24 protein-coding genes are annotated in these 23,389 nt (G+C 41.7%); 14 read left to right on the top strand and 10 right to left on the bottom strand.

The features are described from left to right. Positions 1-28 precede the first annotated feature (28 nt). Together EV579_RS09610 and EV579_RS09605 are read left to right on the top strand one after the other, a co-directional pair. Positions 29-889 carry a carbohydrate ABC transporter permease gene (locus tag EV579_RS09610; protein ID WP_087976618.1) on the top strand — a complete coding sequence of 287 codons (861 nt, stop codon included), beginning with the start codon at positions 29-31 and terminating at the stop codon, positions 887-889. Positions 890-914: 25 nt separating this feature from the next. Further along, on the top strand, positions 915-2,414 hold the full coding sequence (locus EV579_RS09605; RefSeq protein ID WP_024424889.1) for an extracellular solute-binding protein: 1,500 nt from the start codon (positions 915-917) through the stop codon (positions 2,412-2,414). 45 nt (positions 2,415-2,459) lie between these two features. On the opposite strand, the gene EV579_RS09600 is transcribed toward EV579_RS09605, so the two are convergent. Next, positions 2,460-3,302 (bottom strand): aldo/keto reductase, encoded by an 843-nt coding sequence (locus tag EV579_RS09600; protein WP_024426204.1) that lies wholly within the window; start codon positions 3,300-3,302, stop codon positions 2,460-2,462. A 10-nt stretch (positions 3,303-3,312) separates the two neighbouring features. Continuing rightward, positions 3,313-4,500: an MFS transporter gene (locus tag EV579_RS09595; RefSeq protein ID WP_346266198.1), complete on the bottom strand. Its 1,188-nt coding sequence runs from the start codon at positions 4,498-4,500 to the stop codon at positions 3,313-3,315. Between the two features lie 155 nt (positions 4,501-4,655). Between EV579_RS09595 and EV579_RS09590 the strand changes: the two genes are divergently transcribed. Further along, a complete protein-coding gene (locus tag EV579_RS09590) occupies positions 4,656-5,027 on the top strand; it encodes a winged helix-turn-helix transcriptional regulator (RefSeq protein WP_003217763.1) in 372 nt (123 codons plus the stop codon). A 38-nt stretch (positions 5,028-5,065) separates the two neighbouring features. On the opposite strand, the gene EV579_RS09585 is transcribed toward EV579_RS09590, so the two are convergent. Beyond that, complete coding sequence (locus EV579_RS09585; protein WP_133744327.1) at positions 5,066-7,363, bottom strand: helix-turn-helix domain-containing protein; 2,298 nt, start codon at positions 7,361-7,363, stop codon at positions 5,066-5,068. Between the two features lie 231 nt (positions 7,364-7,594). Here EV579_RS09585 and EV579_RS09580 point away from each other — a divergent pair, with 231 nt between their 5' ends. The 7 genes from EV579_RS09580 (at position 7,595) to EV579_RS09550 (ending at position 12,875) form a co-directional block, all read left to right on the top strand. Next, complete coding sequence (locus tag EV579_RS09580; RefSeq protein WP_024424886.1) at positions 7,595-8,560, top strand: ABC transporter permease; 966 nt, start codon at positions 7,595-7,597, stop codon at positions 8,558-8,560. Positions 8,561-8,578: 18 nt separating this feature from the next. After that, positions 8,579-9,691: a glycoside hydrolase family 88/105 protein gene (locus EV579_RS09575; RefSeq protein WP_133744326.1), complete on the top strand. Its 1,113-nt coding sequence runs from the start codon at positions 8,579-8,581 to the stop codon at positions 9,689-9,691. Next, positions 9,688-10,212, top strand: a complete 525-nt coding sequence (locus EV579_RS09570) for a hypothetical protein (protein ID WP_024424885.1) — start codon at positions 9,688-9,690, stop codon at positions 10,210-10,212. The genes EV579_RS09575 and EV579_RS09570 overlap by 4 nt, the downstream gene beginning before the upstream one ends. Positions 10,213-10,229: 17 nt before the next feature. After that, positions 10,230-11,519 (top strand): Gfo/Idh/MocA family protein, encoded by a 1,290-nt coding sequence (locus EV579_RS09565; protein ID WP_133744325.1) that lies wholly within the window; start codon positions 10,230-10,232, stop codon positions 11,517-11,519. Between the two features lie 24 nt (positions 11,520-11,543). Further along, positions 11,544-12,227: a YesL family protein gene (locus EV579_RS09560; RefSeq protein WP_133744324.1), complete on the top strand. Its 684-nt coding sequence runs from the start codon at positions 11,544-11,546 to the stop codon at positions 12,225-12,227. 54 nt (positions 12,228-12,281) lie between these two features. Beyond that, a complete protein-coding gene (locus EV579_RS09555; protein ID WP_024424882.1) occupies positions 12,282-12,593 on the top strand; it encodes a rhodanese-like domain-containing protein in 312 nt (103 codons plus the stop codon). A gap of 99 nt (positions 12,594-12,692) precedes the next feature. Next, positions 12,693-12,875: a sporulation protein Cse60 gene (locus tag EV579_RS09550; RefSeq protein ID WP_024424881.1), complete on the top strand. Its 183-nt coding sequence runs from the start codon at positions 12,693-12,695 to the stop codon at positions 12,873-12,875. 44 nt (positions 12,876-12,919) lie between these two features. On the opposite strand, the gene EV579_RS19150 is transcribed toward EV579_RS09550, so the two are convergent. The 5 genes from EV579_RS19150 to EV579_RS09530 form a co-directional block, all read right to left on the bottom strand. Further along, on the bottom strand, positions 12,920-13,090 hold the full coding sequence (locus EV579_RS19150; protein WP_243837406.1) for a CbrC family protein: 171 nt from the start codon (positions 13,088-13,090) through the stop codon (positions 12,920-12,922). Beyond that, positions 13,078-13,224, bottom strand: coding sequence for a CbrC family protein (locus EV579_RS19145; RefSeq protein ID WP_243837400.1), 147 nt, complete (start codon positions 13,222-13,224; stop codon positions 13,078-13,080). The genes EV579_RS19150 and EV579_RS19145 overlap by 13 nt, the downstream gene beginning before the upstream one ends. Positions 13,225-13,354: 130 nt before the next feature. After that, complete coding sequence (gene opuD / locus EV579_RS09540; protein ID WP_133744323.1) at positions 13,355-14,887, bottom strand: glycine betaine transporter OpuD; 1,533 nt, start codon at positions 14,885-14,887, stop codon at positions 13,355-13,357. A gap of 140 nt (positions 14,888-15,027) precedes the next feature. After that, positions 15,028-15,225: a hypothetical protein gene (locus EV579_RS09535; protein ID WP_024424878.1), complete on the bottom strand. Its 198-nt coding sequence runs from the start codon at positions 15,223-15,225 to the stop codon at positions 15,028-15,030. Continuing rightward, positions 15,222-16,493, bottom strand: a complete 1,272-nt coding sequence (locus tag EV579_RS09530) for a BaiN/RdsA family NAD(P)/FAD-dependent oxidoreductase (protein WP_133744322.1) — start codon at positions 16,491-16,493, stop codon at positions 15,222-15,224. The genes EV579_RS09535 and EV579_RS09530 overlap by 4 nt, the downstream gene beginning before the upstream one ends. A 175-nt stretch (positions 16,494-16,668) precedes the next feature. Here EV579_RS09530 and EV579_RS09525 point away from each other — a divergent pair, with 175 nt between their 5' ends. Then, positions 16,669-18,291, top strand: a complete 1,623-nt coding sequence (locus EV579_RS09525; RefSeq protein WP_025092401.1) for a putative polysaccharide biosynthesis protein — start codon at positions 16,669-16,671, stop codon at positions 18,289-18,291. Between the two features lie 16 nt (positions 18,292-18,307). Further along, a complete protein-coding gene (locus tag EV579_RS09520; protein WP_073978721.1) occupies positions 18,308-19,024 on the top strand; it encodes a pseudouridine synthase in 717 nt (238 codons plus the stop codon). Positions 19,025-19,301: 277 nt separating this feature from the next. On the opposite strand, the gene EV579_RS09515 is transcribed toward EV579_RS09520, so the two are convergent. Both EV579_RS09515 and EV579_RS09510 read right to left on the bottom strand, forming a co-directional pair. Continuing rightward, complete coding sequence (locus EV579_RS09515; protein WP_008356419.1) at positions 19,302-19,523, bottom strand: DeoR family transcriptional regulator; 222 nt, start codon at positions 19,521-19,523, stop codon at positions 19,302-19,304. A gap of 370 nt (positions 19,524-19,893) precedes the next feature. Next, positions 19,894-21,192, bottom strand: a complete 1,299-nt coding sequence (locus tag EV579_RS09510; protein ID WP_133744321.1) for an NCS2 family permease — start codon at positions 21,190-21,192, stop codon at positions 19,894-19,896. 94 nt (positions 21,193-21,286) lie between these two features. On the opposite strand from EV579_RS09510, the gene pepV reads away from it, so the two are divergent. Both pepV and EV579_RS09500 read left to right on the top strand, forming a co-directional pair. Further along, on the top strand, positions 21,287-22,687 hold the full coding sequence (pepV, locus tag EV579_RS09505; protein WP_133744320.1) for a dipeptidase PepV: 1,401 nt from the start codon (positions 21,287-21,289) through the stop codon (positions 22,685-22,687). 29 nt (positions 22,688-22,716) lie between these two features. Then, the gene (locus EV579_RS09500) at positions 22,717-23,343 is read left to right on the top strand and encodes a Type 1 glutamine amidotransferase-like domain-containing protein (protein ID WP_133744319.1); all 627 of its coding nucleotides are present in this window, start codon (positions 22,717-22,719) and stop codon (positions 23,341-23,343) included. Positions 23,344-23,389 lie beyond the last annotated feature (46 nt).

Raw genomic sequence — 23,389 nt, 5'->3', positions numbered from 1 at the left:
AAAGGGCGTGATGAACATAGATCGTTCTATTAAAGGCCGATTGTTCAATTTATTTAATTACTCTTTTCTACTCATGTTCGCATTAATATGTGTGCTTCCGTTCATCCATGTCATTGCCGCCTCTTTTGCAACAGTAGAAGAGGTCATCACGAAGAAATTTATCTTGTTCCCGACGACGTTTTCTCTAGAGGCATATCGATACATTTTCTCTACAGATATTGTGTATCGCAGCCTCATTGTGTCCATTCTTGTGACACTCGTTGGAACAGCTGTCAGCATGTTTTTGTCCTCGCTTATGGCATACGGGCTGTCTCGTCAGGAGCTAAAAGGCCGAAGAACACTGATGTTTCTCGTTGTTTTCACGATGCTGTTTAGCGGAGGTATGATTCCGACGTTTATTGTGGTGAAAACACTTGGTCTGCTTGATACGTATTGGTCACTTATTCTACCGGTTGCAATCAATGCGTTCAACTTAATCATTTTGAAAAACTTCTTTCAAAACATACCGGCAAGCCTTGAGGAATCAGCGAAGATGGACGGTTGTAACGATTTAGGGATTTTCTTTAAAATTGTGCTCCCACTTTCTTTGCCTGCCATTGCTACGATTTCACTTTTTTATGCCGTGACGTATTGGAATACGTACATGACTGCCATTCTGTATTTAAATGATTCAGTGAAGTGGCCGATTCAAGTGCTGCTGAGACAGATTGTCATTGTCTCAAGCGGAATGCAGGGAGATATGTCGGATATGGGCTCATCCACACCACCGCCAGACCAGACGATTAAAATGGCTGTCATTGTTGTGGCAACCATTCCGGTTCTGCTTGTCTATCCATTTATTCAAAAGCATTTCAACAAAGGGGCATTACTAGGTTCTGTAAAGGGTTAAAAAGATGGAACAACGGAGGGATCTTATGGGGAGAAAGAAATTATGGCTGATTGTGTTTGTTCTGTTATTTGCAGCAAGCGGTATTCTGTCAGCATGTTCAAGTAAAGGGGCAAACTCATCAGATGAGAAGGTTGATTTAGACAAAAAGGTAAAGCTGACATGGATGGCGATTTTGTATCATCAGCAGCCGCCGAAGGATTCCGTTTTAAAAGAGATTGAGAAGCTCACAAATACAGAGCTTGATATTACATGGGTACCTGATGCTGTGAAGGAAGATCGTTTAAATTCCGCACTTGCAGCAGGGAATTTGCCACAAATTGTGACGATTCAAGACATTAAAAATTCGTCTGCGATTAATGCGTTCAGATCAGGCATGTTCTGGGAAGTCGGTCCGTATTTAAAGGATTATCCAAATTTAAGTAAGATGAACGAACTGATTAATAAAAATGCTTCTATAGACGGTAAGCTTTATGGGATCTATAGAGAAAGACCACTTTCAAGACAAGGGATTGTCATTCGAAAGGATTGGCTTGAAAATTTAAATTTGGATACACCAAAAACATTGGATGATCTGTATGAAGTAGCCAAAGCCTTTACGGAAAAAGACCCGAATCAAAACGGAAAAGCCGATACAATTGGCTTTACGGATCGGAACGATTTAATTTATGGCGCATTTAAAACGCTTGGTTCATATGAAGGAATGCCAACAGACTGGAAAGAAGAAAACGGGAAATTCACGCCTGACTTTATGACAGATGAGTACATGAATACAATGAAATACATGAAAAAGCTGCGCGACAATGGCTATATCAACAAAGACTTCCCAGTGACAAGCAAAACACAGCAGCAGGAATTATTCTCACAAGGAAAAGCAGGTATCTATGTTGGAAATATGGTAGATGCCGTGAACTTGAGAGATGATGCGACAGATAAAAACATGAAAGTAGATATTATCAACCGAATCAAAGGCCCAGATGGCAAAGAACGTGTGTGGGCATCAGGGGGGCATAATGGCATCTTCGCATTCCCTAAAACAAGCGTGAAATCAGAGGCGGAATTAAAGCGGATTTTGGCCTTCTTTGACCGTATTGCCGAAGAAGATGTATATGGTCTCATGACGTACGGTATAGATGGCAAGCATTATAAGAAAGAAGAAGGGAATACATTTGTCAGGGAAGAAAGCCAAGTGAAAGGCTGGCAGACAGACGTACAGCCGCTTGTCAGTCTTGTAGGAATTGATAAACGTTACTTGAAAAATAAAGGGGATGCAGTTCGTTCTAAATATGAAGAGCTAGAAGAAGACAATCAAAACATCATCGTTGCCAATCCTGCTGAAAGCCTGTATTCAGAAACAGCATCAGAGCGTGGGAACGAATTGAAGAAAATCATCGATGATGCGACGTATAAGTTCATCCTTGGTGACATCAGTGAAGATCAATTTAAGAAAGATGTAGAGAAGTGGAAATCAAATGGTGGGAATAAAATCATAGAAGAATATGAAGCTTCCTTTAAAAAATCAAAATGACCAATAGGAACACCCCCGCAAAGAAAAAAAGCGGGGGTGTTTTCATTAAAAGTCGAAGTTATCTGGATCTGGACCGATACGTTTGTTTTCATTTAAGTCAGAAAGACGTTTCATATCTTCATCAGATAAGACAAAATCAAATATATCAGCGTTTTCCTTTAAACGATGTGCTTTCGTTGATTTTGGGATGGTGATGACACCTTTTTGTACATCCCAGCGCAAAATAATTTGAGCAGGTGTTTTACCGTATGTGTCTGCGAGCTCTGTGATCAGCGGGTGATGCAGCAGTTCACCCTGCATCAGCGGTGACCAAGCTTCCATTTGAATTCCATGAGAGTTCAAATACGTATAGAGTGTTTCCTGCGTTAGTTTTGGATGAAATTCTACTTGGTTGATCGCTGGTTTGATGTCTGCATCTTTTAATAGCTCGTCTAGGTGATGCGGCTGGAAGTTGCTCACTCCGATGGCTCTGACCTTTCCTTCACGATACAAGGTTTCCAGTGCACGCCAAGCTTCTTTGTATTTTCCTTCAACCGGCCAATGGATTAAATACAGATCAAGGTAGTCAAGCTGAAGCTTTTTTAAGCTTTCTTCGTATGCATTTAGAGTAGATTCATATCCTAAATCGGCATTCCACACTTTTGAGGTGACAAAGATGTCCTCACGGCGCAGTCCTGTTTCTGCTAAACCAAGCTGTATGCCTCGTCCAACACCTTCTTCATTTCCGTAAATAGCCGCTGTATCAATACTGCGATAGCCTAATTGAATGGCTGTTTTGACAGCATCAACTAATTCAGCTCCATCTTCCACCTTGAATACACCAAGGCCAAAGCCTGGCATGAGGACCCCATTGTTTAATGTTTTTGTACTTTGTAAATGTTCCATCATAAAAACTCCTTTAAATGGTTTGTGTTTGTTCTTTTTGTTCCATTTGATAGCTGATCATCGTAAGAATGGCTGCGATGAGGACCATGATGCCGCCGATCCATCCTGTATGCACAAGACCAAGTGTATCTGTCACGATGCCTCCTAAAAATGATCCAATGGCAATACCGGCATTAAAGGCAGCGATATTCATAGCTAATGCGACGTCGACCGCTCCAGGTGTGTATCTTTCTGCAAAATCAACGACAGCTACTTGCAGCCCAGGCACATTCATGAAAGCAAACAGCCCCATCAGCATGACGGTTCCAATGCCTAATACTGTGAATCCTGCAGTGAAGCTTAGGATAAACAAGATGATGCTTTGAATAATAAACATATAGATCAGTGCTTTTATTGGCTGTGCATTAGCAGCTTTTCCGCCAATGACATTTCCGGCTGCAATCGTGATTCCGTATAAAAGAAGGATCAAGGCCACAGCCCCAGGCGCAAGACCTGTCACATGCTGCAAGAGAGGAGATAGATACGTGAAGACGACAAATGTTCCTCCATACCCTGTGGCTGTAATGACAAATAAAAGCAAAATTCTTTTTGTTTTTAATAGGACAGCTTGATCCTTAAAAGATGTTTTCACACCCTGCTTTAATTGAGACGGCACAAGAAAATAGTTGGATATCAGTGCGATCAGACCAATGATCACAATCACACCAAATGATGTCCGCCAGCCGAACTCGTGACCAAGAAATGTCCCGAATGGCACACCTGTCACAGTCGCTACTGTTAAACCAGTGAACATAAAGGCAATTGCGCTTGCCCGTTTTTCTTTCACGACAAGGCTTGCAGCAATCGTAGAACCGATGGACATGAAGATTCCATGGGACAAGGCTGAAATCACCCGGCCGATTAACAGCACTGAAAAAGTCGGGGCAATGGTGGCAAGTGTATTACCAATCAAAAAGACGAGCATAATGAGCAAAAGCAATGTCTTTCTTTTCATCGTGGAAGTAAGGGAAGTCAATATAGGCGCGCCAAATGTCACACCAAGTGCATATAAAGAGACAGTCCAGCCCGCCTGACTGACGCTCACTCCAAAGTCCTCTGAGATCATTGGCAAAAGACCGACACTAATGAACTCAGTTGTTCCTATAGCAAAAGCACTAATCGCTAGTGCGAGAAGAGCAAAATGGTTTTGCTTTTTTTTCATAAGTAAGTTCACATCCTTCTGTGATGAAATTTTGATAGACGAAGCCGATCGGCAAGAGTTATTATCTAACATAGATGACGAAAAAAAAAGTACGTACTTTTTTGTAATATAGGTACTAAAAAGTGCCTGTTCGTACAAAGAGGAGTGAACATTCGATGGAAAAGAAAAAATATAATATCTCTGTGGAAGCAACGCTTGAGGTCATAGGCGGGAAGTGGAAGTGTGTGATTTTATGTCATTTGACACACGGGAAAAAACGGACGAGCGAATTGAAGCGGCTCATGCCAAACATCACACAAAAAATGCTGACGCAGCAACTGAGAGAGCTTGAAAGTGATGGGGTCATTAATCGGATTGTCTATGAACAGGTGCCGCCTAAAGTGGAATATGAATTAAGTGAATACGGACAGTCGCTCGAAAGAATTCTCAATGCGCTATGCGATTGGGGAGCAGCTCATATTGAACGTGTGTATGGAGAGCCGCTTTCCGTGCTGGAAGACAGCATCTTAAATGAACAGTTTAAATAAAAGAGTCCCGCTTTCTTGTGAGAGCGGGACTCTTTGTCTTACATGCCTTTTTTCTGGTCGCGGTATTTCCCAGGAGTAGTACCTTCCAGCTTTTTAAAGGACCGGATGAAATTTTGCGGGTTTTTATATTTCAGTTTTTCCGAAATTTCTTTGACGAACATATCGGTTTCTACTAGCCAGTTTTTAGCGACATGGTGTCTGTAGGAAGAGAGATATTCACTAAAGGAGATATCCATTTCCTTTCTGAAAATGCTGCTTAAATAATTGGGATTGTAATGCAGGCGTGTGGCGATTTCATCCAATGTGAGATCTGAGTCGAATTCTTGATGAATAATATGAATGATTTTTTCTGAGATGTTTTTGTATTGTGAGTCTTCACGTGCAGCAAGTTGGTCAATAATTGGCCGAATGATTTCATGTTTCAGCCATGCTTCTGTATCTTCAAAGGTTTTAAATTCAAAAATCGTATCATAGAGCATTTTGTTATCTTCGACTTCAAATAATTCAATGCCCAGCAAATGCATTAGCTCAATTAAATTGTTTAAAAAACGAGCGAGGGCGATATGGTATTCGTGCGGTCCTGCATTTTTAGAAAAAATGGATTGCAGGAGCACATGTAAATAGTGATCCGCCTTGCCTTGATCGCCAGCTTTCATCGCATCAAATAAATCATGTTGCAGCTGCTTTGGAAAATGGGTTTTGAACGTCTTTCCTTGCTGAATATGCTCATATAAGATAATGGACTTTTTCTCTGCTTTGAGTCTGTATTTTAAGGCTTCTTTTCCTTCAATGTAAGCATGTTTTGCCATCGTGAGTTCTTTAAACTGGCGGCTGATTCCGATGCTGATCGATAAACCAAGCTCTTCCTCGATACGCTGCTGAATGGTTTCTGCTAATTGGTTTAAATATTCAGTAAACTCTTCTGACTTTGAGTGGTTGAGGATAATCGTCGTTTGATGCTGATTGACAACGGTTGGCTGAAGGTGCTCCTCTTGCGGAATAATCTGCTCGATCAGTCCATTGATCGCAAATAAAAGCAAGTCAGCATCTTTTTTTTCATAAGGTGTTCCTTTTAATGTATCGATTTGGGTCACAAGCATGGACAAATGAGACCAGCCCTGAGGAAAGCCTAAGCTTTGGAACCGGTTGTTAACTTCTTCATCTGTCAGCTTTCCAAGCAGCAGCCGTACCATAAAGTATTGCTGTAAGTGTGTCACTTGCTGCTCAATCCGTTCCTCTAAATCATTGTTTTGATCTTTCATTTGTTTAATACTCGATTCAATCAACTCAAATTCATTTTGAAAAGGCTGTTTTTGCAAAAATGATTCATTGCGTGCAAATGACTCGTATAATAAGCGGATTGGTTTATAAAAGTGTCTAGAACCGAACCATGAAAATAGTAATGAAAGCGCTAACAAAATAGTGCAGATAATAAAGGTAATCCACCCGATTGATTTCGTTTGCTGCTTAAGTTCTGGAATAGAAACAAAGGATAGGTACGTCCATTCATTATAATCTGATTTTTGAAATGTGATTTGATAGTTGAGTTCGTCGATCTTCATATCAAATTGCCCTGATCGTTTTTCAAGTGAGAGCACATGTTTGACGATATCTTGATGTTTCAGCGATTCACCAATTTGTTCTTTGCGATTATGTAGCAGCACTTTTCCGTTTGTATCGATCACAAACATACTATCTGATTGAGAGAAGTCAGGCATGTTATCAGCAATGACGCAGCTTGGAATGCTGGCGACAGCGATTCCCTTTTTTTGAACGCTGTTCATAGGCAGTTGTTTGATTAAATTCACATTGTACTTACAAAAGGATGCTTTTCCTTCTTTTGTCGCAACAAGTGGATTATTCTCTTCAAGTGCCCAGCTGGAGTGACTTGGTATATTGAGGTAAGAGGTCAGCGCTTTTTCTTGGTCTTCGCTTGTGACATGATAAAGCCCTGAATTGTTCATGTACCAGTCTTCCATTTTACTGACGAGTGTAATATTGGAAAGATCGGTGTCGAAGGTTTGCAGGTAATTCAGTTCCTGCTGTACTTGATTATAAAGCTGGAATTGGTCTGGATTTAAAGGTTCTGCCAGTGTTTGAAGGAGAGGCGGCGAACTGACATAGTGAGTGAGAGAATGATCAACAGTTTTTAAAATATGCTCAATATTGGATTGCGTTTGTTTAACGCTGTCGAGCTTTTCATTTGAGATATTTTCAAGTGCTGTTTTTTGCGAATGCTGATAAGAAAAAATGCCGACAATGATAACAGGAATCGTACTAAGTATGAAAAAAAACGTCACAAGCTTGTAATAAAATTTATACTGCCTTCTTTTCATAAAACCCCCCATTTCAAACGAAACAATCTTTTCCCCTTAATTTATTAATCCAAAAATCTGGTAGGTTTGTCAATAATCATTTTCTGAGATTAGGATCATTTTCTTATGTTTTATGTAACGTTTTGAGTAGCATCACCTATGAAAATATGATCTGTTGATATGATTGTAGACGGATTTTTCATCCTTAAGATACAGTTAACACATGCATGAGCATGAGGGGAGGCTTTATTAATGAAAACAGAGGATGTCACTGCCAAGGGTGTGCCTGCGGCAGCTTTGAAAAGTGAAAAAAGAAAGCGCTTACTTAATCAATTGCTAAGTCAAAAATTTTTGTATTTAATGATTTTGCCGGGGCTCATTTATTTTATTGTTTTTAAATATGTGCCAATGTGGGGGCTCATCATTGCCTTTCAAGATTACCAGCCGTTTCTCGGCATTCTTGGCAGTGAGTGGGTTGGCTTCAAACACTTTATTCGATTGTTTACAGAACCAACATTTTTCATCTTATTAAAAAATACGCTGATTTTATTTGCCATGAATGTCGTGATTTTCTTTCCAATTCCGATCTTATTAGCTCTTCTTTTAAATGAAGTGAGATTGGCATTGTTTAAGAAATTTGTACAGACGATGATTTATATCCCTCACTTCATGTCATGGGTGATTGTCGTGTCCTTATCTTTTGTTTTGTTAACAGTAGATGGCGGGTTAATGAATGAATTGATTGCTTTCTTTGGAGGAGAAAAGATTAATTTCCTTCTTAGTCAGGAATGGTTTAGACCGATGTACATTTTACAGGTAATCTGGCGGGAAGCAGGATGGTCAACAATCATTTACCTTGCGGCGATTACAGCGGTAGATCCGCAGCTATATGAAGCAGCAAAAATGGATGGGGCCGGGAGACTGAGACAAATGTGGCACATCACACTTCCTGCCATTAAAAGTGTCATTGTGGTTCTGCTTATTTTAAAAATCGGTGATACGCTTGAGCTTGGCTTTGAGCATGTCTATCTATTACTGAACGCAACGAACCGGGAAGTAGCAGAGATTTTTGATACGTACGTTTATACAGCAGGTCTTAAGCAAGGACAATTCAGCTATAGTACCGCTGTTGGTTTATTTAAAGCAGCCGTTGGACTTATTTTGGTCATGCTGGCAAACCGTTTAGCGAAGAAATTTGGGGAAGAAGGTATTTATTAAAAAGGGAGATGAGGAAGAATGACTTTATCGATTGAAAAGGGATCACCGCTTGAGCATGCAGAGAAATTAGCACAAACCATTATGAAAGCGTATACACCGATTGAGCTGCCACCAGCTGGAAGATGGCATTATCATCAAGGGGTTTTCCTTTGCGGCGTCATGAAGCTATATGAGGCAACAGGGAACGAGGCGTATTTCGATTATGTGAAAAACTATGCGGACTCACTCATTGATGAGTACGGAAATTTATTATTTCGCAGGGATGAGCTTGATGCGATTCAAGCAGGACTCATTTTATTCCCTCTTTACGAACGAACGAGAGAGAAGCGGTATGTGCTGGCGGCGGAGAAGCTGCGCGGACTTTATCGTACGCTAAACCGCACGTCTGAGGGCGGATTTTGGCATAAAGACAATTATGCTTATCAAATGTGGCTCGATGGTCTCTACATGGGCGGTCCTTTTGCCTTAAAGTATGCTCAGCTTAAAGGTGAAGAGTCACTAGTGGATATGGTCATCCATCAAGAGCATCTCATGAGAAAACATACAAAAGATGAACAAACAGGTCTGTATTATCACGCGTGGGATGAACGAAAAACGATGCCATGGGCTGATCAAAAGACCGGCTGTTCCCCAGAGTTTTGGGCAAGATCGTTTGGCTGGTATGTCCTTGCATTAGCAGATATGATCGAGGATCTGCCAGGGCAGCATGAAAGGCGGAAGGTGTGGAAGGAAACGCTGACAGACATGCTGGAAAGTGTGGCAAAGTACCAGGATCAAAAGACAGGTCTCTGGCATCAAATCATTGATAAAGGAAATCACAGTGACAATTGGCTTGAAAGCTCGGGGTCGTGTTTATTCATGTACGCCATGGCAAAGGCCATGAATGAAGGGTATGTGAGCCCCCGTTATGTTGATCATGTGGTCAGAGCATATCAAGGCTTGATTCAGCATAAGACGGCTGAGAAAGAAAATGGTGATTTTACCATCCATGATATTTGTATCGGAACATCTGCGGGATTTTATGATTACTACGTTGGAAGAGAGCGTAGCACAAATGACTTGCACGGGGCAGGCGCTTTTATTATGGCGTTAACTGAGCTAGAAAAGCTGTCTGTTTTTCAAAAGGCATGAGGAGGCAAAAAAGAGCCGCCGTATGGCTCATCAGTTTCATCGCTGCCATTTGTTTATCTGCTTGTCAGGGGAAAACAAACGGGATCGATGTCCTGATTTTTTCTGATATGTCAAAGGGAATGAAAGATCAATTAGTGGAGAAGGCTTTTCAGCCGGAACAAGAGACTTATAGCGTTCACATCTTTCCGGCGATTCCTGAAAAGCTTCTTGTTGAAATTACCTCAAAAGAGGGGGACGTGATGCTTGTTCCAGAAGAAATGTTTAGAACGTATGATGATCCTGAAAGTTTTCAGCTGCTGGAAGAGATGAAAATAGGCGATCAAGCAGCAGGACCATATACGGTCGAGGACAAAAAAACAGGGAAAACGGTCGATTATGCAGTTCAAATCAATAAAGGAAAGAAAAAACTCAACGGCTATCCCTTTCAATTACACCGAGATATGGTCGCTTTCATTCCCGTGTATGCTGACAAGACGGAAGAGGCACTGTCTCTTATGAAACAGCTTCGTGAAAACCAATAGAAAATGAGGTGGGGAATGTGAAACGGGTCGTGATTTGCGGGCTGAGCCATCGTGCGTTCAATATGTTTATTCAACCGCTCACAGAGGATTTCAATGAGCATTATCGGATTACAGGGCTCCTAGATATAGATCTTCAGCGGTATACACTTTGTCAGGAGCGTTTTCCATCACTCCGGGGCGTTTCGTTTTTTCATGAAGATGCATTTGATCAGATGGTCAAAGAAACAAAACCAGATATCGTCATTGTGGCAGGCAGGGATGACACACATGTCACATATATCATGCAGGCACTTGACCATGATCTAGATGTCATCACCGAAAAGCCGATGGTGACAACAGCAAAAGACGCCAAAAAAGTGATGGAAAAAGAGGCAGAAAGTAAAGGGAAGGTCACGGTCACCTTTAATTATCGCTACAATCCTTTCCATCGAAAGGTAAAAGAACTGATTCTAGACGGGAAAATTGGAAGGGTCACATCTGTTGAACTGAGCTGGCTTATTGATACGTATCATGGTGCTAGTTATTTCAAAAGGTGGAACCGTACACGTCAATTTTCTGGCGGACTGTCCATTCATAAGTCGACGCATCATTTTGATCTGGTCAACTGGTGGATTGATCAAAAGCCGAAACAAGTATTTGCCTACGGGGCGCTGAACTATTACGGCAGCGAAAGCCCTTGGAATCCCTTGCAGGGGGAGGAAAATAGATTTTGTGGAACATGTCATGTGAAGGATATATGTCACTATGAAGCAAGGTGGAATCCGCGGGTTGAGCGCTCGAAGGTGGAGGACGACCATATTGAATCCGGTCAGGAGCAAACGCAGCAGTACTCAAACTATCGCCCGGATGCCTGCATTTTTGATCAGGAAATAGATATTGAGGATACATATGTGGCGTCAGTCGCTTATGATCAAGGGGCTCTGCTCAGCTATTCGATTCAATTCTCAGCCCCATATGAAGGCTATCGTCTGGCCATTAATGGGACGAAGGGGCGTATTGAAACAAATGAGTTTCATGTGCCATCAAGAATTCCATTTCAATTCCCAGAACAAACAATTTCTTATTACCCGATGTTTGGATCAAAGGAGACGATTGAAGTTGTAAAGCTACCAGGCGGACATGGCGGCGGAGATCCTCTGCTATTGGCTGATTTATTTATAGGAAAAGATCCATTGATTCACTATGACATCTTAGCAGGAGCAGAGGCAGGAGCTTATTCGATTGCTCTTGGGGAAGGCATGTGGCGCTCTGTCACAGAAAAACGCCCAATTGAAATCGATGAATTGTTTCATAAAGAGACGGTGTAAAGAGAAAGAGAGGAGGGGAAAGAGATGGATCATGACGGTTCAATGAGCAGAATGCTGAGGATGTGTGAGTGGGTGATGAGACTCGCCTATACGAATTTGTTATGGCTTTTGTTCACCATTCTAGGGCTTGGCGTTTTTGGCTTGATGCCCGCGACCACTGCGTTATTTTCCGTGATGAGAAAGTGGATTCAAGGTCATGAGCAAGTCAATGTATTCCGCACTTTTTGGAAGGTATTCAGGGAGGAGTTTGTACGCTCTAACATCATTGGAGTGGTGTTATTCATCATTGGAACGATTATTTATGTCGACCTTGCTTATATTTATCCGACGAGCTGGCTCTTACATGTGCTTCGCTTTGCTATATATATTTTCGGTTTTCTGTTTATTGTGAGCTTATTTTATATTTTTCCGCTGCTTGCTCATTACGATTGGAAAAAACGTCTCTATCTGAAATTCTCTCTTCTGCTTGGTATCTCATACTTGCAATATACACTCTCTATGCTTGTTTTCTCGGCTGTGCTGTTTGTTCTGTTTGCTTATTTACCGGGAATCGTGCCGTTTTTTAGTGTGAGCATACTCGCCTACGGTCATATGTGGCTGGCCTATCAAGTCTTTAAAAAGGTAGAGTTTGAAATTGAGCACGAGACAGCCGAAGTGAAAAAGCGGTTGCCGTCTTTCCTTCAATCGAAACGGGTGAATACGCAGTGAAGTGAATCATTTGCTATAATGGTGTCACCGTAATGAAAAGGAGAGATGAGAGTCGTGTCAGTGAAAGAAATTTCAATAGAAGAATTAAAACAAAAGCTGGAGCAGGAAGATGCCATTCAGCTTGTCGATGTACGTGAGGATGAAGAGGTAGCAGAAGGGATGATCCCGGAAGCTATTCACATTCGAATGGGCGATATCCCTGAGAAGCTGGATGCATTCGATCAAACGCAGGAATATTATATTATTTGCCGCTCTGGTAAACGTAGTGAAAATGTCTGCTATTACCTAGAAGATCAAGGCTACCAAGCGACAAATGTCGTTGGCGGGATGCTGGCTTGGACAGGAGAAACAAAACCGAAGCTGTAATAGAAGGCCTTTCATCTTAACGATGAAAGGTTTTTTTGTTCATATGCCTCTCTCTATGTGCATAAAGATAGAGTAGCGAGAGAAGGGAGAGTGGCATAGGTGCTAAAGGTAGCTGTATTTGATGAAGAGCATGAGAAAGATTTGCAGAGCGAAATTAATCATTTTTTAAAAGGAATGGATGACGACCAAATCATTGACATCAAGTACAATGTAGCGGTGATCTGTGAGCAGGGAGGGGAACAGCTCTACTGTTTTTCTGCACTCATTTTATATAAAAAATAGACGGCATCAAAAAAGGACCTGCTTGAAGGGTCCTTTTTCCTTGGTTAGCTGGCGTCAATATATAACCGGTGCTTGTTGCAGTGAACACATTGAAAAAGGTAGCCTTGTAAGTCTCCTCCGTTGACGAGCCATTTCTTTAAGTTCTCTTTTGTTAATCCTTCTCCGCTGCAAATGTCTTCGATATCCTCGGCGAGTTCTTCCTCTAGATGTTCAATCTCTTTCCAGCCGACATACTGAACGATTGCGCAAAATCTCTTTCTTTCTCACAAACAGGACATGTCGTATGCTCTTTTTTAATTACGTTTAATGAAACTGGATCTGGGTTGTACTTGAACGTAGGTAACGTCATATAAACCTCCATTATGTAGAAAGTGATGATTCATCACTATTTTAAAGGAATCCTTAAGCTCGCGACAATCTTAAATTGTATATATAGAAAAAAGCCGTTCGAATAAGGAACGGCTTTTTCTCGCTTGCGATTATGCTTTTTTTACTCTTGGACTTCGTGGTTTATTGACTTGATTGGTTTGTTTGATGATTCTTCGTTCATCATTTAGTGATTTATACAGCGAGACAATCATCAATATGATGACAACGGAGAACGGTAAGGCTGCGAGCTTGGCTGTATTTTGCAAGGCTTCAAGTCCCCCTGAAAATAAAAGCACAGCAGCAACAGCCGATTGGATAATGCCCCAGCTGACTTTGACACTGCCAGAAGGGTTCAATGATCCGTAGGTTGTCTGCATTCCAAGCACAAATGTAGCTGAATCAGCCGATGTAATAAAGAATACGGCGATTAAAATGAGTGCTAGAATCGATGTAATCATCGCCAGCGGATATTCATTCAGTACACCGAAGAGCATCGTTTCAGTTGAAAGACCTGCAACATCGACAATATTCTTTTGCTGTAAGTCCATCGCAGATACACCGAAAATCGAGAACCATAGGAAGACTAGGATAGAGGGAGCGACTAAGACACCCACTAAAAATTCCCGAATCGTTCGTCCGCGTGACACTCTAGCGATAAAGATCCCGACAAATGGAGCCCAAGAAATCCACCAAGCCCAATAAAAGATCGTCCATCCATTAATCCACTCTCTCTTTTCAGGATCATTTGGAGATAGACGGAAGCTCATTTGAACGATATTGGATAAGTATTGCCCAATCGAGTCAGTAAATGAATTTAAGATAAAAACAGTTGGACCTGCCAAAAGTAAGAAAAACATCAGAACAGCTGCTAATACCATATTGATATTACTTAAGTATTTAATGCCTTTTCCAATCCCGCTTAAAGCAGATGCAAGGAAAAGCACCGTCACAATGATAATAATGATCAATTGTGTGCTAAAGGCAATTGGAATATGAAAAAGATAATTCAATCCACCATTTATTTGTGCCGCACCTAATCCTAGGCTTGTTGCAACACCAACCACGGTTGCAAATACCGCAATACAATCGATGGTTTTACCGATCCATCCGTGAATTTTATTTCCTAAAACGGGCTGTAGTGTTGCACTGATTAAACCAGGTGCATCTTTTCTAAATTTAAAGTAAGCAATGCAAAGTGCAACAATGGCATAAATAGCCCATGCATGAAGCCCCCAGTGGAAAAATGTATAGCGAAGGGAATCGCGGAAGGCCTGCGCAGTTTCAGTCTCCCCTGTTGGTGACTGAATAGCATAGTGGCTGATCGGTTCAGCTGCTCCGTAAAAAACAAGACCAATTCCCATACCGGCACTAAATAGCATAGCAAACCAAGAAAATAAACCAAATTCAGGCTCTTCCCCCGGTTTTCCTAGCGTAATCTTACCGATTGGGCTGAAGATAAAGAATAGACAAAAGCCGACAAGCAGTGATACCACTAACAAGTAATACCAGCCAAAGTCATTTGTAATGTATGTTTGAATTTGATCTGTGACATTTTGCAATGTGTCTGGAGAAAACGCTCCCCACATCACGGCAACAAATGTGATCGCAATCACAATCCAAAATACACTTGATACGTTTTTCACACCATCTCACTCTCCTGTTGTTCTACACGTTTAAGCAGAGGACTTCGCTTAATATCCCCTAACTCAACTTATTTCAAACAAAAAGAGGCGAGCTTCTCACTCGACCTCTACTTTACCGTAACATGTTTTGCTTCCATTTATCAACTATCGATATGGGAAGACGATTTTTCCTCAATCCGTTTGCGAAGACGGTAGACATATTCTTTTAAACATACGGCGAAAATGGTAAACGCCAAAACAATGGCGACTTTTAACGGGGTAATGGACAGCTTCAAGAAAACAGCGGCTGTCAAACTGATAACGACCGCAAGAACAATCGGTAATGCACGTCTGATCATTGATCTCTCTCCTTTGCTTCTAGTGCAGCATTCATGCCGGCAAGCCTGCCTGTCACAAGTGCTGATGTGATATTGTAGCCGCCTGTGTAGCCATGGATGTCTAAAATTTCTCCACAGAAATAAAGACCTGGCATTTTTTTAGACGCCATTTTCTTCGGTTCAATTTCCTTCACAGAAACGCCGCCTCCTGTCACAAATGCTTTGTCCAAGGATAGCGTACCATTTGCATGCACAATAAAATGTTTGCAATCATGGGCAAATGCACGCAGTTTATCCTTGGCTAGACCAGAGAATGTGTCTTGTGGATCAATCCCGTTCCGTTCTAACAGAAACAATAAATAGCGTTCTTGCATCCAAGACTTGAGGACATTTTTAATGGCTTTCTTCGGTTCATCTTTAAGGTCACGATGAAGCTTCTGGAACAGCTCCTCGTCATTCAGCTTCGGATATAAGTCTATTTGCAGGCGGACTGTCGGTTGTTTTTTCAATTCCTTCACAACAAATCCGCTGCATCTAAGAACAGCTGGACCTGATAAACCAAAGTGAGTAAAAATCATATCCATGACATGTGTGACGACGGGTTTCCCTTTTTTATTTAAAACACTGACAGCCACACTTCTTAAAGAAAGACCTTGAAGCACTTTTTCTTTAATAAATCGTTCATCGGATGTGACCGGTACCTCTGTTGGGAAGAGCTCTGTAATGGTATGACCGGCTGCTTCTGCCCATGCATAGCCGTCACCAGTAGAGCCGGTATGCGGCACACTTTTTCCACCGACAGCAATGACGACAGACTTACTTGAAATTTTTTCATCATTATTTGTAACAATTCCAGCTGCTTGTCCGTCTTGATACAGAACTGTTTTAATTTTTTCGTTCGTTCGAATGGTGACATTGAGGGCTCGGAGCCTGGCTAGAAGGGCATCCACAACAGATTGTGCTTTGTTTGAGACAGGGAACATACGTCCATGGTCTTCTTCTTTTAGTTCAATGCCAAGGTTTTCAAAAAACGAAATAATATCCTCGTTGTTGAACTCAGAAAATGCACTATATAGAAAACGGCCGTTTCCGGGAATATGTTTGATGATTTCTTCTACTGGAAGGCGATTGGTGACGTTACAGCGTCCGCCGCCAGAAATGGCCAGCTTTCTGCCAAGTTTGTTTCCTTTGTCAATTAACAGAACAGTCGCACCGTGCTCTGCTGATGCAATCGCGGCCATCAGCCCAGAAGGTCCGCCGCCAATGACAATGACATCATAATGTTTCATGTTACATTCCTCTTTCTACTTTCAGTCATTTTTCTATTATAACGAAGATTAGGGAAGGCTGAAATATGAATTGATTGGTTTTGTGACTTCCGTATTGGATTTGTTACCTGTGTATTGAATTGATGTGGTAAAATAGTTAAGTTGAATATTCATTAGAAAAATGGTGGTTAAGCGCATGTCTAATAAACTGCTTCGTGGTACGTTGGTTTTAACGATAGGGACGTATCTCTCTCGAATTCTTGGTATGATTTATTTAATTCCATTTAGCGCAATGGTTGGAGCTACTGGTGGTGCGCTATTCCAATATGGATACAATCAGTATACGATCTTTTTAAGTATCGCTACGCTTGGTTTTCCAACAGCGGTATCAAAATTTGTTTCCAAATATAATGCGATCGGCGATTATGAGACAACAAGAAAAATGTTCAGGGCGGGTATGTCGGTCATGCTTGTCACCGGGATGATCGCCTTTTCTATTTTATATTTGTCCGCACCGATTTTTGCCAAGATTCAGCTTGGCGGATCAAATGAAACAGGCGGTTTGACTGTCGATCAAGTAGTATATGTGATTCGAATGGTCAGCTTAGGTCTTTTGGTTGTACCGATCATGAGTCTTGTACGCGGGTTCTTCCAAGGACACTCCATGATGGGACCGACAGCTGTTTCCCAAGTGATTGAACAGCTTGTCAGAATCATCTTCCTATTAACGGCGACGTTTATTATTTTAAAGGTGCTTGACGGCGGGCTTGTCATTGCTGTCGGATATGCAACATTTGCGGCTCTGATCGGTGCATTTGGCGGTTTATTCACGCTTTATTTATATTGGCTGAAGCGGAAGGACCGGCTCTTGGCCATGCAGCCGAATACAGGCGCTCACTCTGATTTATCTTATAAGCAAATGTTTACAGAGCTGTTTAGCTATGCGGCGCCGTATGTATTTGTTGGACTTGCGATTCCAATTTATTCTTATATCGATACAAACACAATTAACAGAGCGATGATTGCATCCGGACATCAGGATATTAGTACAGCGGTATTGTCCATTGTGACGTTATATTTACCGAAGGTCGTGATGATTCCTGTGTCACTTGCCACAGCGTTTGGCTTAACATTGATTCCGACGATTACGGAATTATTTACAGCACGTAATTACAAGCTGCTCAATAGACAAATTGATCAGACGATGCAAGTCATTTTATTTTTCGTGCTGCCTGCTTCATTTGGTATCTCGGCATTGGCTGGACCGGCTTATTGGTTTTTCTATCCGTCTGTTCATCCTGAGATTGGGATCTCCATTTTGTTCTGGTATGCACCTGTTGCATTATTGTTTTCTTTATTCACCATCAATGCAGCGATTCTGCAAGGGATCAACAAACAAAAATTTGCGATCGTCAGTCTTTTGTTAGGGATCATTATTAAAACGGTTCTGAACATCCCGCTGATCAGCTGGCTGCAAGGAAATGGTTCTGTATTGGCAACAGCATTAGGCTACAGTGCGTCCATCTTGTATATGTTTATCATGATTAAACGCCATGCCGGCTATTCGTTCCGCAGAATTTTCAAACGTTTTATTCTCATTGGTATTTTAACGGCGATCATGGCTGTCGTGGCATATTTGACAAGTCAGCTTGTGAACCAAGTAATTTCTTATGAAGACGGAATTTTACAAGCGGGTATCGTCATTTTGATTTCCATGATCACTGGCGGCGGTGTGTATATGTACTTGTCTTATAAGGTGGGATTACTAGAGCGTGTACTTGGCAGCCGTATGCCGAAATTTTTAAGAAAAAAGAGTTAAGAAGAGGTAGATATTCATGAGGCTTGATAAATTACTTGCTAACAGCGGCTTTGGTTCAAGAAAAGATGTGAAAAAGCTTGTCAAAGCCCGGGCGGTCACAGTGAATGGAGAAGTGGCAAAGCAGGTGAAAGATCATGTTGATCCATCAAATGATGAAGTACTCGTACACGGAGAGCGTGTAGAATATAAAGAATTCATTTACTTAATGATGAACAAGCCAGACGGGGTGATCTCGGCGACTGAAGATCTGCGGGATGAAACGGTTGTCGATTTACTTGAGCCGGAGGATATCGCAAGGGAGCCATTCCCTGTGGGGAGACTGGATAAGGATACGGTCGGTCTCCTTCTCCTCACAAATGATGGACAGCTTGCTCATCAATTACTTTCTCCAAAAAAGCATGTGCCAAAAACGTATGAAGTTCATTTGAAATATCCTTTAGGAGATCAAGACATTAAGCGTCTTGAAGAGGGCGTTGTCATCTTAGATGATTATCACACGAAGCCGGCAAAGGTGGAAGTAGATGCAAATGAAGAGGAAGATACACGCATCCGTTTGACGATTACTGAAGGGAAGTACCATCAAGTGAAGCTAATGGCGCAAGCGGTGGGAAATGAAGTGATCTTTTTAAAAAGGCTCTCGATGGGGGCTGTCTCTTTAGATGAAGAACTAGCACCCGGAGAGTACCGTGAATTGACGGATGAAGAATTAGACAGCTTAATGAATCGTGAATAACATAAGAACAAAAGAAAAGAACCGGCATATCGCCGGTTCTTCAGCGTGTAGACAAACCCTCGCATTCTTTGTCAGTCCTGCGCGCTGGTGCTCACGAATGTTAAATTCGCTCCGCGCCAGTGCTCGTTCTTCCTAGACTTCAAAGGTTTTCTATCACGCTGTAAAGAAGACAAAGGGCTAAAATAAAAATCATTTTAGCCCTTCGTCAACAATTTGCAAAAGAAAAGAACCGGCATATCGCCGGTTCTTTTTGTTATATGGACAATTCATTATACGCTTAAGATGATATTTTTACTTTTTTTCTCGTTGTTTCCCATTTGCCTCTGCTTGGACTATGAACAAGATCGTTATAGGCAAGCACGTTTAAGTCTCTTTGAATGGTTCTAGGTGTGATCCCGAATTCATCAACCAGCTCTTGTGTCGTCACAAGACCTTTCTCTTGAATGAACATATAGACTGATTTGATTCGAGTCATCATACGGTTTGTTGAAGGTTTCAAAAAACCACTCCCTATCAATAAGATCGGATGGACTTGACTAACCACAACTTACTACACTAAAACTGCAAAATAAGGACAAGCAACAATGGTAAATGTTCGTGTTTCTTAATGTTTTATTCTATTATACACGTTATTATGCATCTAGTTCCACCAAAAAGTCAACTTTACGTGTTTTTAAACTTGTCTTCATGAAATAAAATATGGTATATATCATGATTTGAATCCGGTTACAACCCAATAATGATAAGGGATACGATTGGAGCTGGCATTTTCAAATTCCGAAAAATAAACACAGAAAATTTACAAAATAAAAAATTCAGTGAAGGCAAAAAGGCACATTCCATGTGAGGATGTGCCTTTTTTGTTTCTGTTATCCTTCTAAGAAAAAGAGCTGAATGAAAAATAAGACCGCAAAGATGAGAACAAGCACATGTACTTCTCTCCATTTCCCTTTTGCCAATTTCACAAGCGGATATGAAATAAATCCAAGTGAAATTCCTGTAGAGATACTAGAAGTCAGCGGCATCGAAAGAATAACAAGGAAAGCAGGGAATGCCTCATCTAGTTCGTTCCAGCGAATGCGTGACACCGAGTTCATCATCAAGCAGCCAACAATGATTAAAACAGGTGATGTGATCGATGGTAAAGAAGAAATAGCTTGAACGAGCGGGCAAAAAAATAATGCCACAATAAACAGTGCAGCGACCGTTAAAGACGTCAGCCCAGTTCTTCCGCCAGCAGCTACTCCTGATGATGATTCAATATAAGCAGTGGTTGGGCTTGTACCAAACATAGAACCAACCGTCGTTGCAGCAGAGTCAGCGAGCAGGGCTCTGCGCACTTTTGGCAGCTGGCCATTTTTCATTAATCCCGCTTGTTCGGCAACGCCGATCATCGTGCCTGTTGTATCAAAAATCGTCACCAGTAAGAAGGAGAAGACGACAGCATACAAATGATGAGAGAACACGTCACCAAAGGCAGCGATTGGATTTGTAATCAGCATGCCTTCAGGCAGTGCAGGGATGTCCATCAGTGTTTTAGGGAAATGAAGCTGGCCGGTTGCGAGCGCAATCAATGTGGTCGCTAACATGCCGATAAACAGTGCACCATTTATTTGAAGAACCATTAAAATAACCGAAATCATTAAGCCAACAAGCGTTAAAATGACAACAGGCGAGCTTAAATTGCCAAGCTTCACAAGGTTTTCTGGATCAGCAGCGATGATCCCAGACTGACGGAGGCCGATAAATGCAATGAAAAGCCCGATTCCTGCTGTAATACCGTACTTTAAATTATCTGGAATGGCTTGAATCAGTTGTTTTCTAAGGGATGTTAACGATAAAATAATAAAGAGTATACCAGCAACAAATACCGCACTAAACGCTGTTTGATAGCTGATGCCGCCACCGCCGACAACGGTAAAGGTGAAATAGACATTTAGCCCCATGCCTGGTGCAATGGCAATCGGATAATTTGCAAATAGTGCCATCCAGAGCGTACCGACAACAGCAGCGATGATTGTTGCAGTAAAGACTTGGTCAAAAGGAATACCTGCTTTTGAAAGAATTCCCGGGTTGACGGCAACAATATAGACCATGGTAAAGAATGTCGTCATACCAGCGATGATTTCTTTCTTTATGTTGGTTTGATTTTCTTTTAACTGAAACATAAAATCCTCCATTTACGAACATTATTACAAAACAATTAATATAATATTCGTTTTAAGGGTGGATTGCAACCTTTTTTCAAGGAGGAATGGAAAAATGAATTGGGAAGCTGAAGTAATACGAAAAAAAGACGACTTGATTCAGGACACACAATCTTTTTTACAAATTGAAAGTGTCCTTGATGAAGAAGGCGGCAAAGAAGGAAAGCCATTTGGTGAAAAAGTCGATGATGCCCTCAAGTATATGCTGAAAAAAGGGGAAGACGAAGGCTTCACAGTCAAGAATGTCGACGGCTATGCAGGTCATATTGAATACGGGGAAGGCGAAGACATTGTAGGTGTGCTGTGTCATGTGGATGTGGTGCCTGCTGGCGACGGCTGGACAACCCCGCCATTTTCAGCTGACATCAGAGAAAATAAAATCTTTGCACGCGGGGCTATTGATGACAAAGGCCCAACCATGGCGGCATTTTATGCGCTGAAGATCTTAAAAGATACTGGTCTGCAGCTGTCGAAAAAAATTCGAATGATCATTGGAACAGATGAAGAAAGCGATTGGCGCTGTGTGGACCATTATTTCAAGCATGAGGCGATGCCGCAAATCGGATTTGCACCAGACGCCGATTTTCCGATTATTCATGCGGAAAAAGGGATTATTGATGCCACCCTGTCATTTACATATCAACAAACAGCGAATCATCAGCGCTATACGCTAAAGCAATTTACATCGGGTATGAGGCTCAATATGGTGCCAGATGAGGCAGCTGCTACTGTGACTTGTGCACAGGAACACGATGCTGAATTAATAAAAACAGCTTTCGAAGCCTATCTTGCTGATCATCAATTATCTGGTGAGGTAAAAAGCGCAGCGGATGGACTGCATTTTACATTAAAAGGGGTATCTGTTCATGCCATGGAGCCGGCGCATGGGACAAATGCGGGCATTCATATGGCGAATTTCTTATGCGGACACGAATTAGATGAGCAGGGACTTGCCTTTACTTCCCAAATCAACGCTTTATTTGATCAGGATACAAGAGGACAAAAGCTGGGAATTGCTTGCAAAGATGAGATTAGTGGAGATTTGACGTTGAATGTTGGGACAATCCGCTATAAACAGAATGAGGAAGCAAAGCTAGGGTTAAATGTCCGCTATCCAGTGACAGCAGACGGCAAGGACGTCAAAAAAGGAATTGAAAGCATCAAAGGTGCGGCTCTTCTAAAATTCGAAGACAGTCCTCCGCATCACGTCTCAAAAGATCATCCGCTTGTGAAAACCTTGCAGCGGGTATATGAGGAACAAACGGGAGATCCTGCAACCCTTATTGCCATTGGGGGAGGAACGTATGCGAGATCTTTAGAAGCAGGCGTTGCCTTCGGACCTTTATTTCCTGGCAGACCAGACTGCGCCCATCAAAAGGATGAATATATTGAAATTGATGACTTGCTGAGAGCAACAGCTCTTTATGCACAAGCCATGTATGAATTAGCAAAATAGAAATTGGAAAAGAGAAGAGGGGATTCAAAGTGAAAAAAATGTTCTTATGCTCTTCATTCAAAGACAGCTATTCTCTCTTATCTGACTTTGCGGGTGAATCTTTAAAAGGGAAGCGCGTGACTTTCATTCCAACGGCAAGTGCTGTAGAAGAAGTCACGCACTATGTAAAGGCAGCGAAGGAAGCCTTTCAGCAATTAGGGATGCAAATTGAGACTGTGCAGATAGATGAACAGTCTGCTGAAGAGATCGCGCAGATAATTAAACAAAATGATGTGATGTACGTTTCAGGAGGCAACACTTTTTATTTATTGCAGGAGTTAAGAAAGCATCGTCTCGATGACGTGTTGAAAGAAGAAATCAACAACGGCAAGCTGTACATCGGAGAATCTGCGGGGAGTATCATCATGGCGCCAAGCATTGAATATATCTCCCTGATGGATGATCAAAAGAAGGCGCCGGAGCTTTCATCATTTCAAGGTGTCAATGAAATAAGCTGCTATCCAGTACCGCATATGCATAATGCCTATTTAGGCGAGGCTGCGCAGCAAATCACAGAGAAGTATCAGCAGACGCTCGATTTATGTCCGCTTACTGATGAACAGGCTTTACTGATCAGAGGGGAACAGGCTGAGGTGAAATCAGTCAAAATATCTTAACCGTGAAATGAAGAAAAAGGAACAGGGATTCATTGCCCTGTTCCTT

This window comes from Bacillus sp. BK450 (assembly GCF_004364885.1).
Classification (GTDB): Bacteria; Bacillota; Bacilli; order Bacillales; family Bacillaceae; genus Bacillus; species Bacillus safensis.
This window is presented reverse-complemented; position numbering and strand designations above follow the sequence as displayed.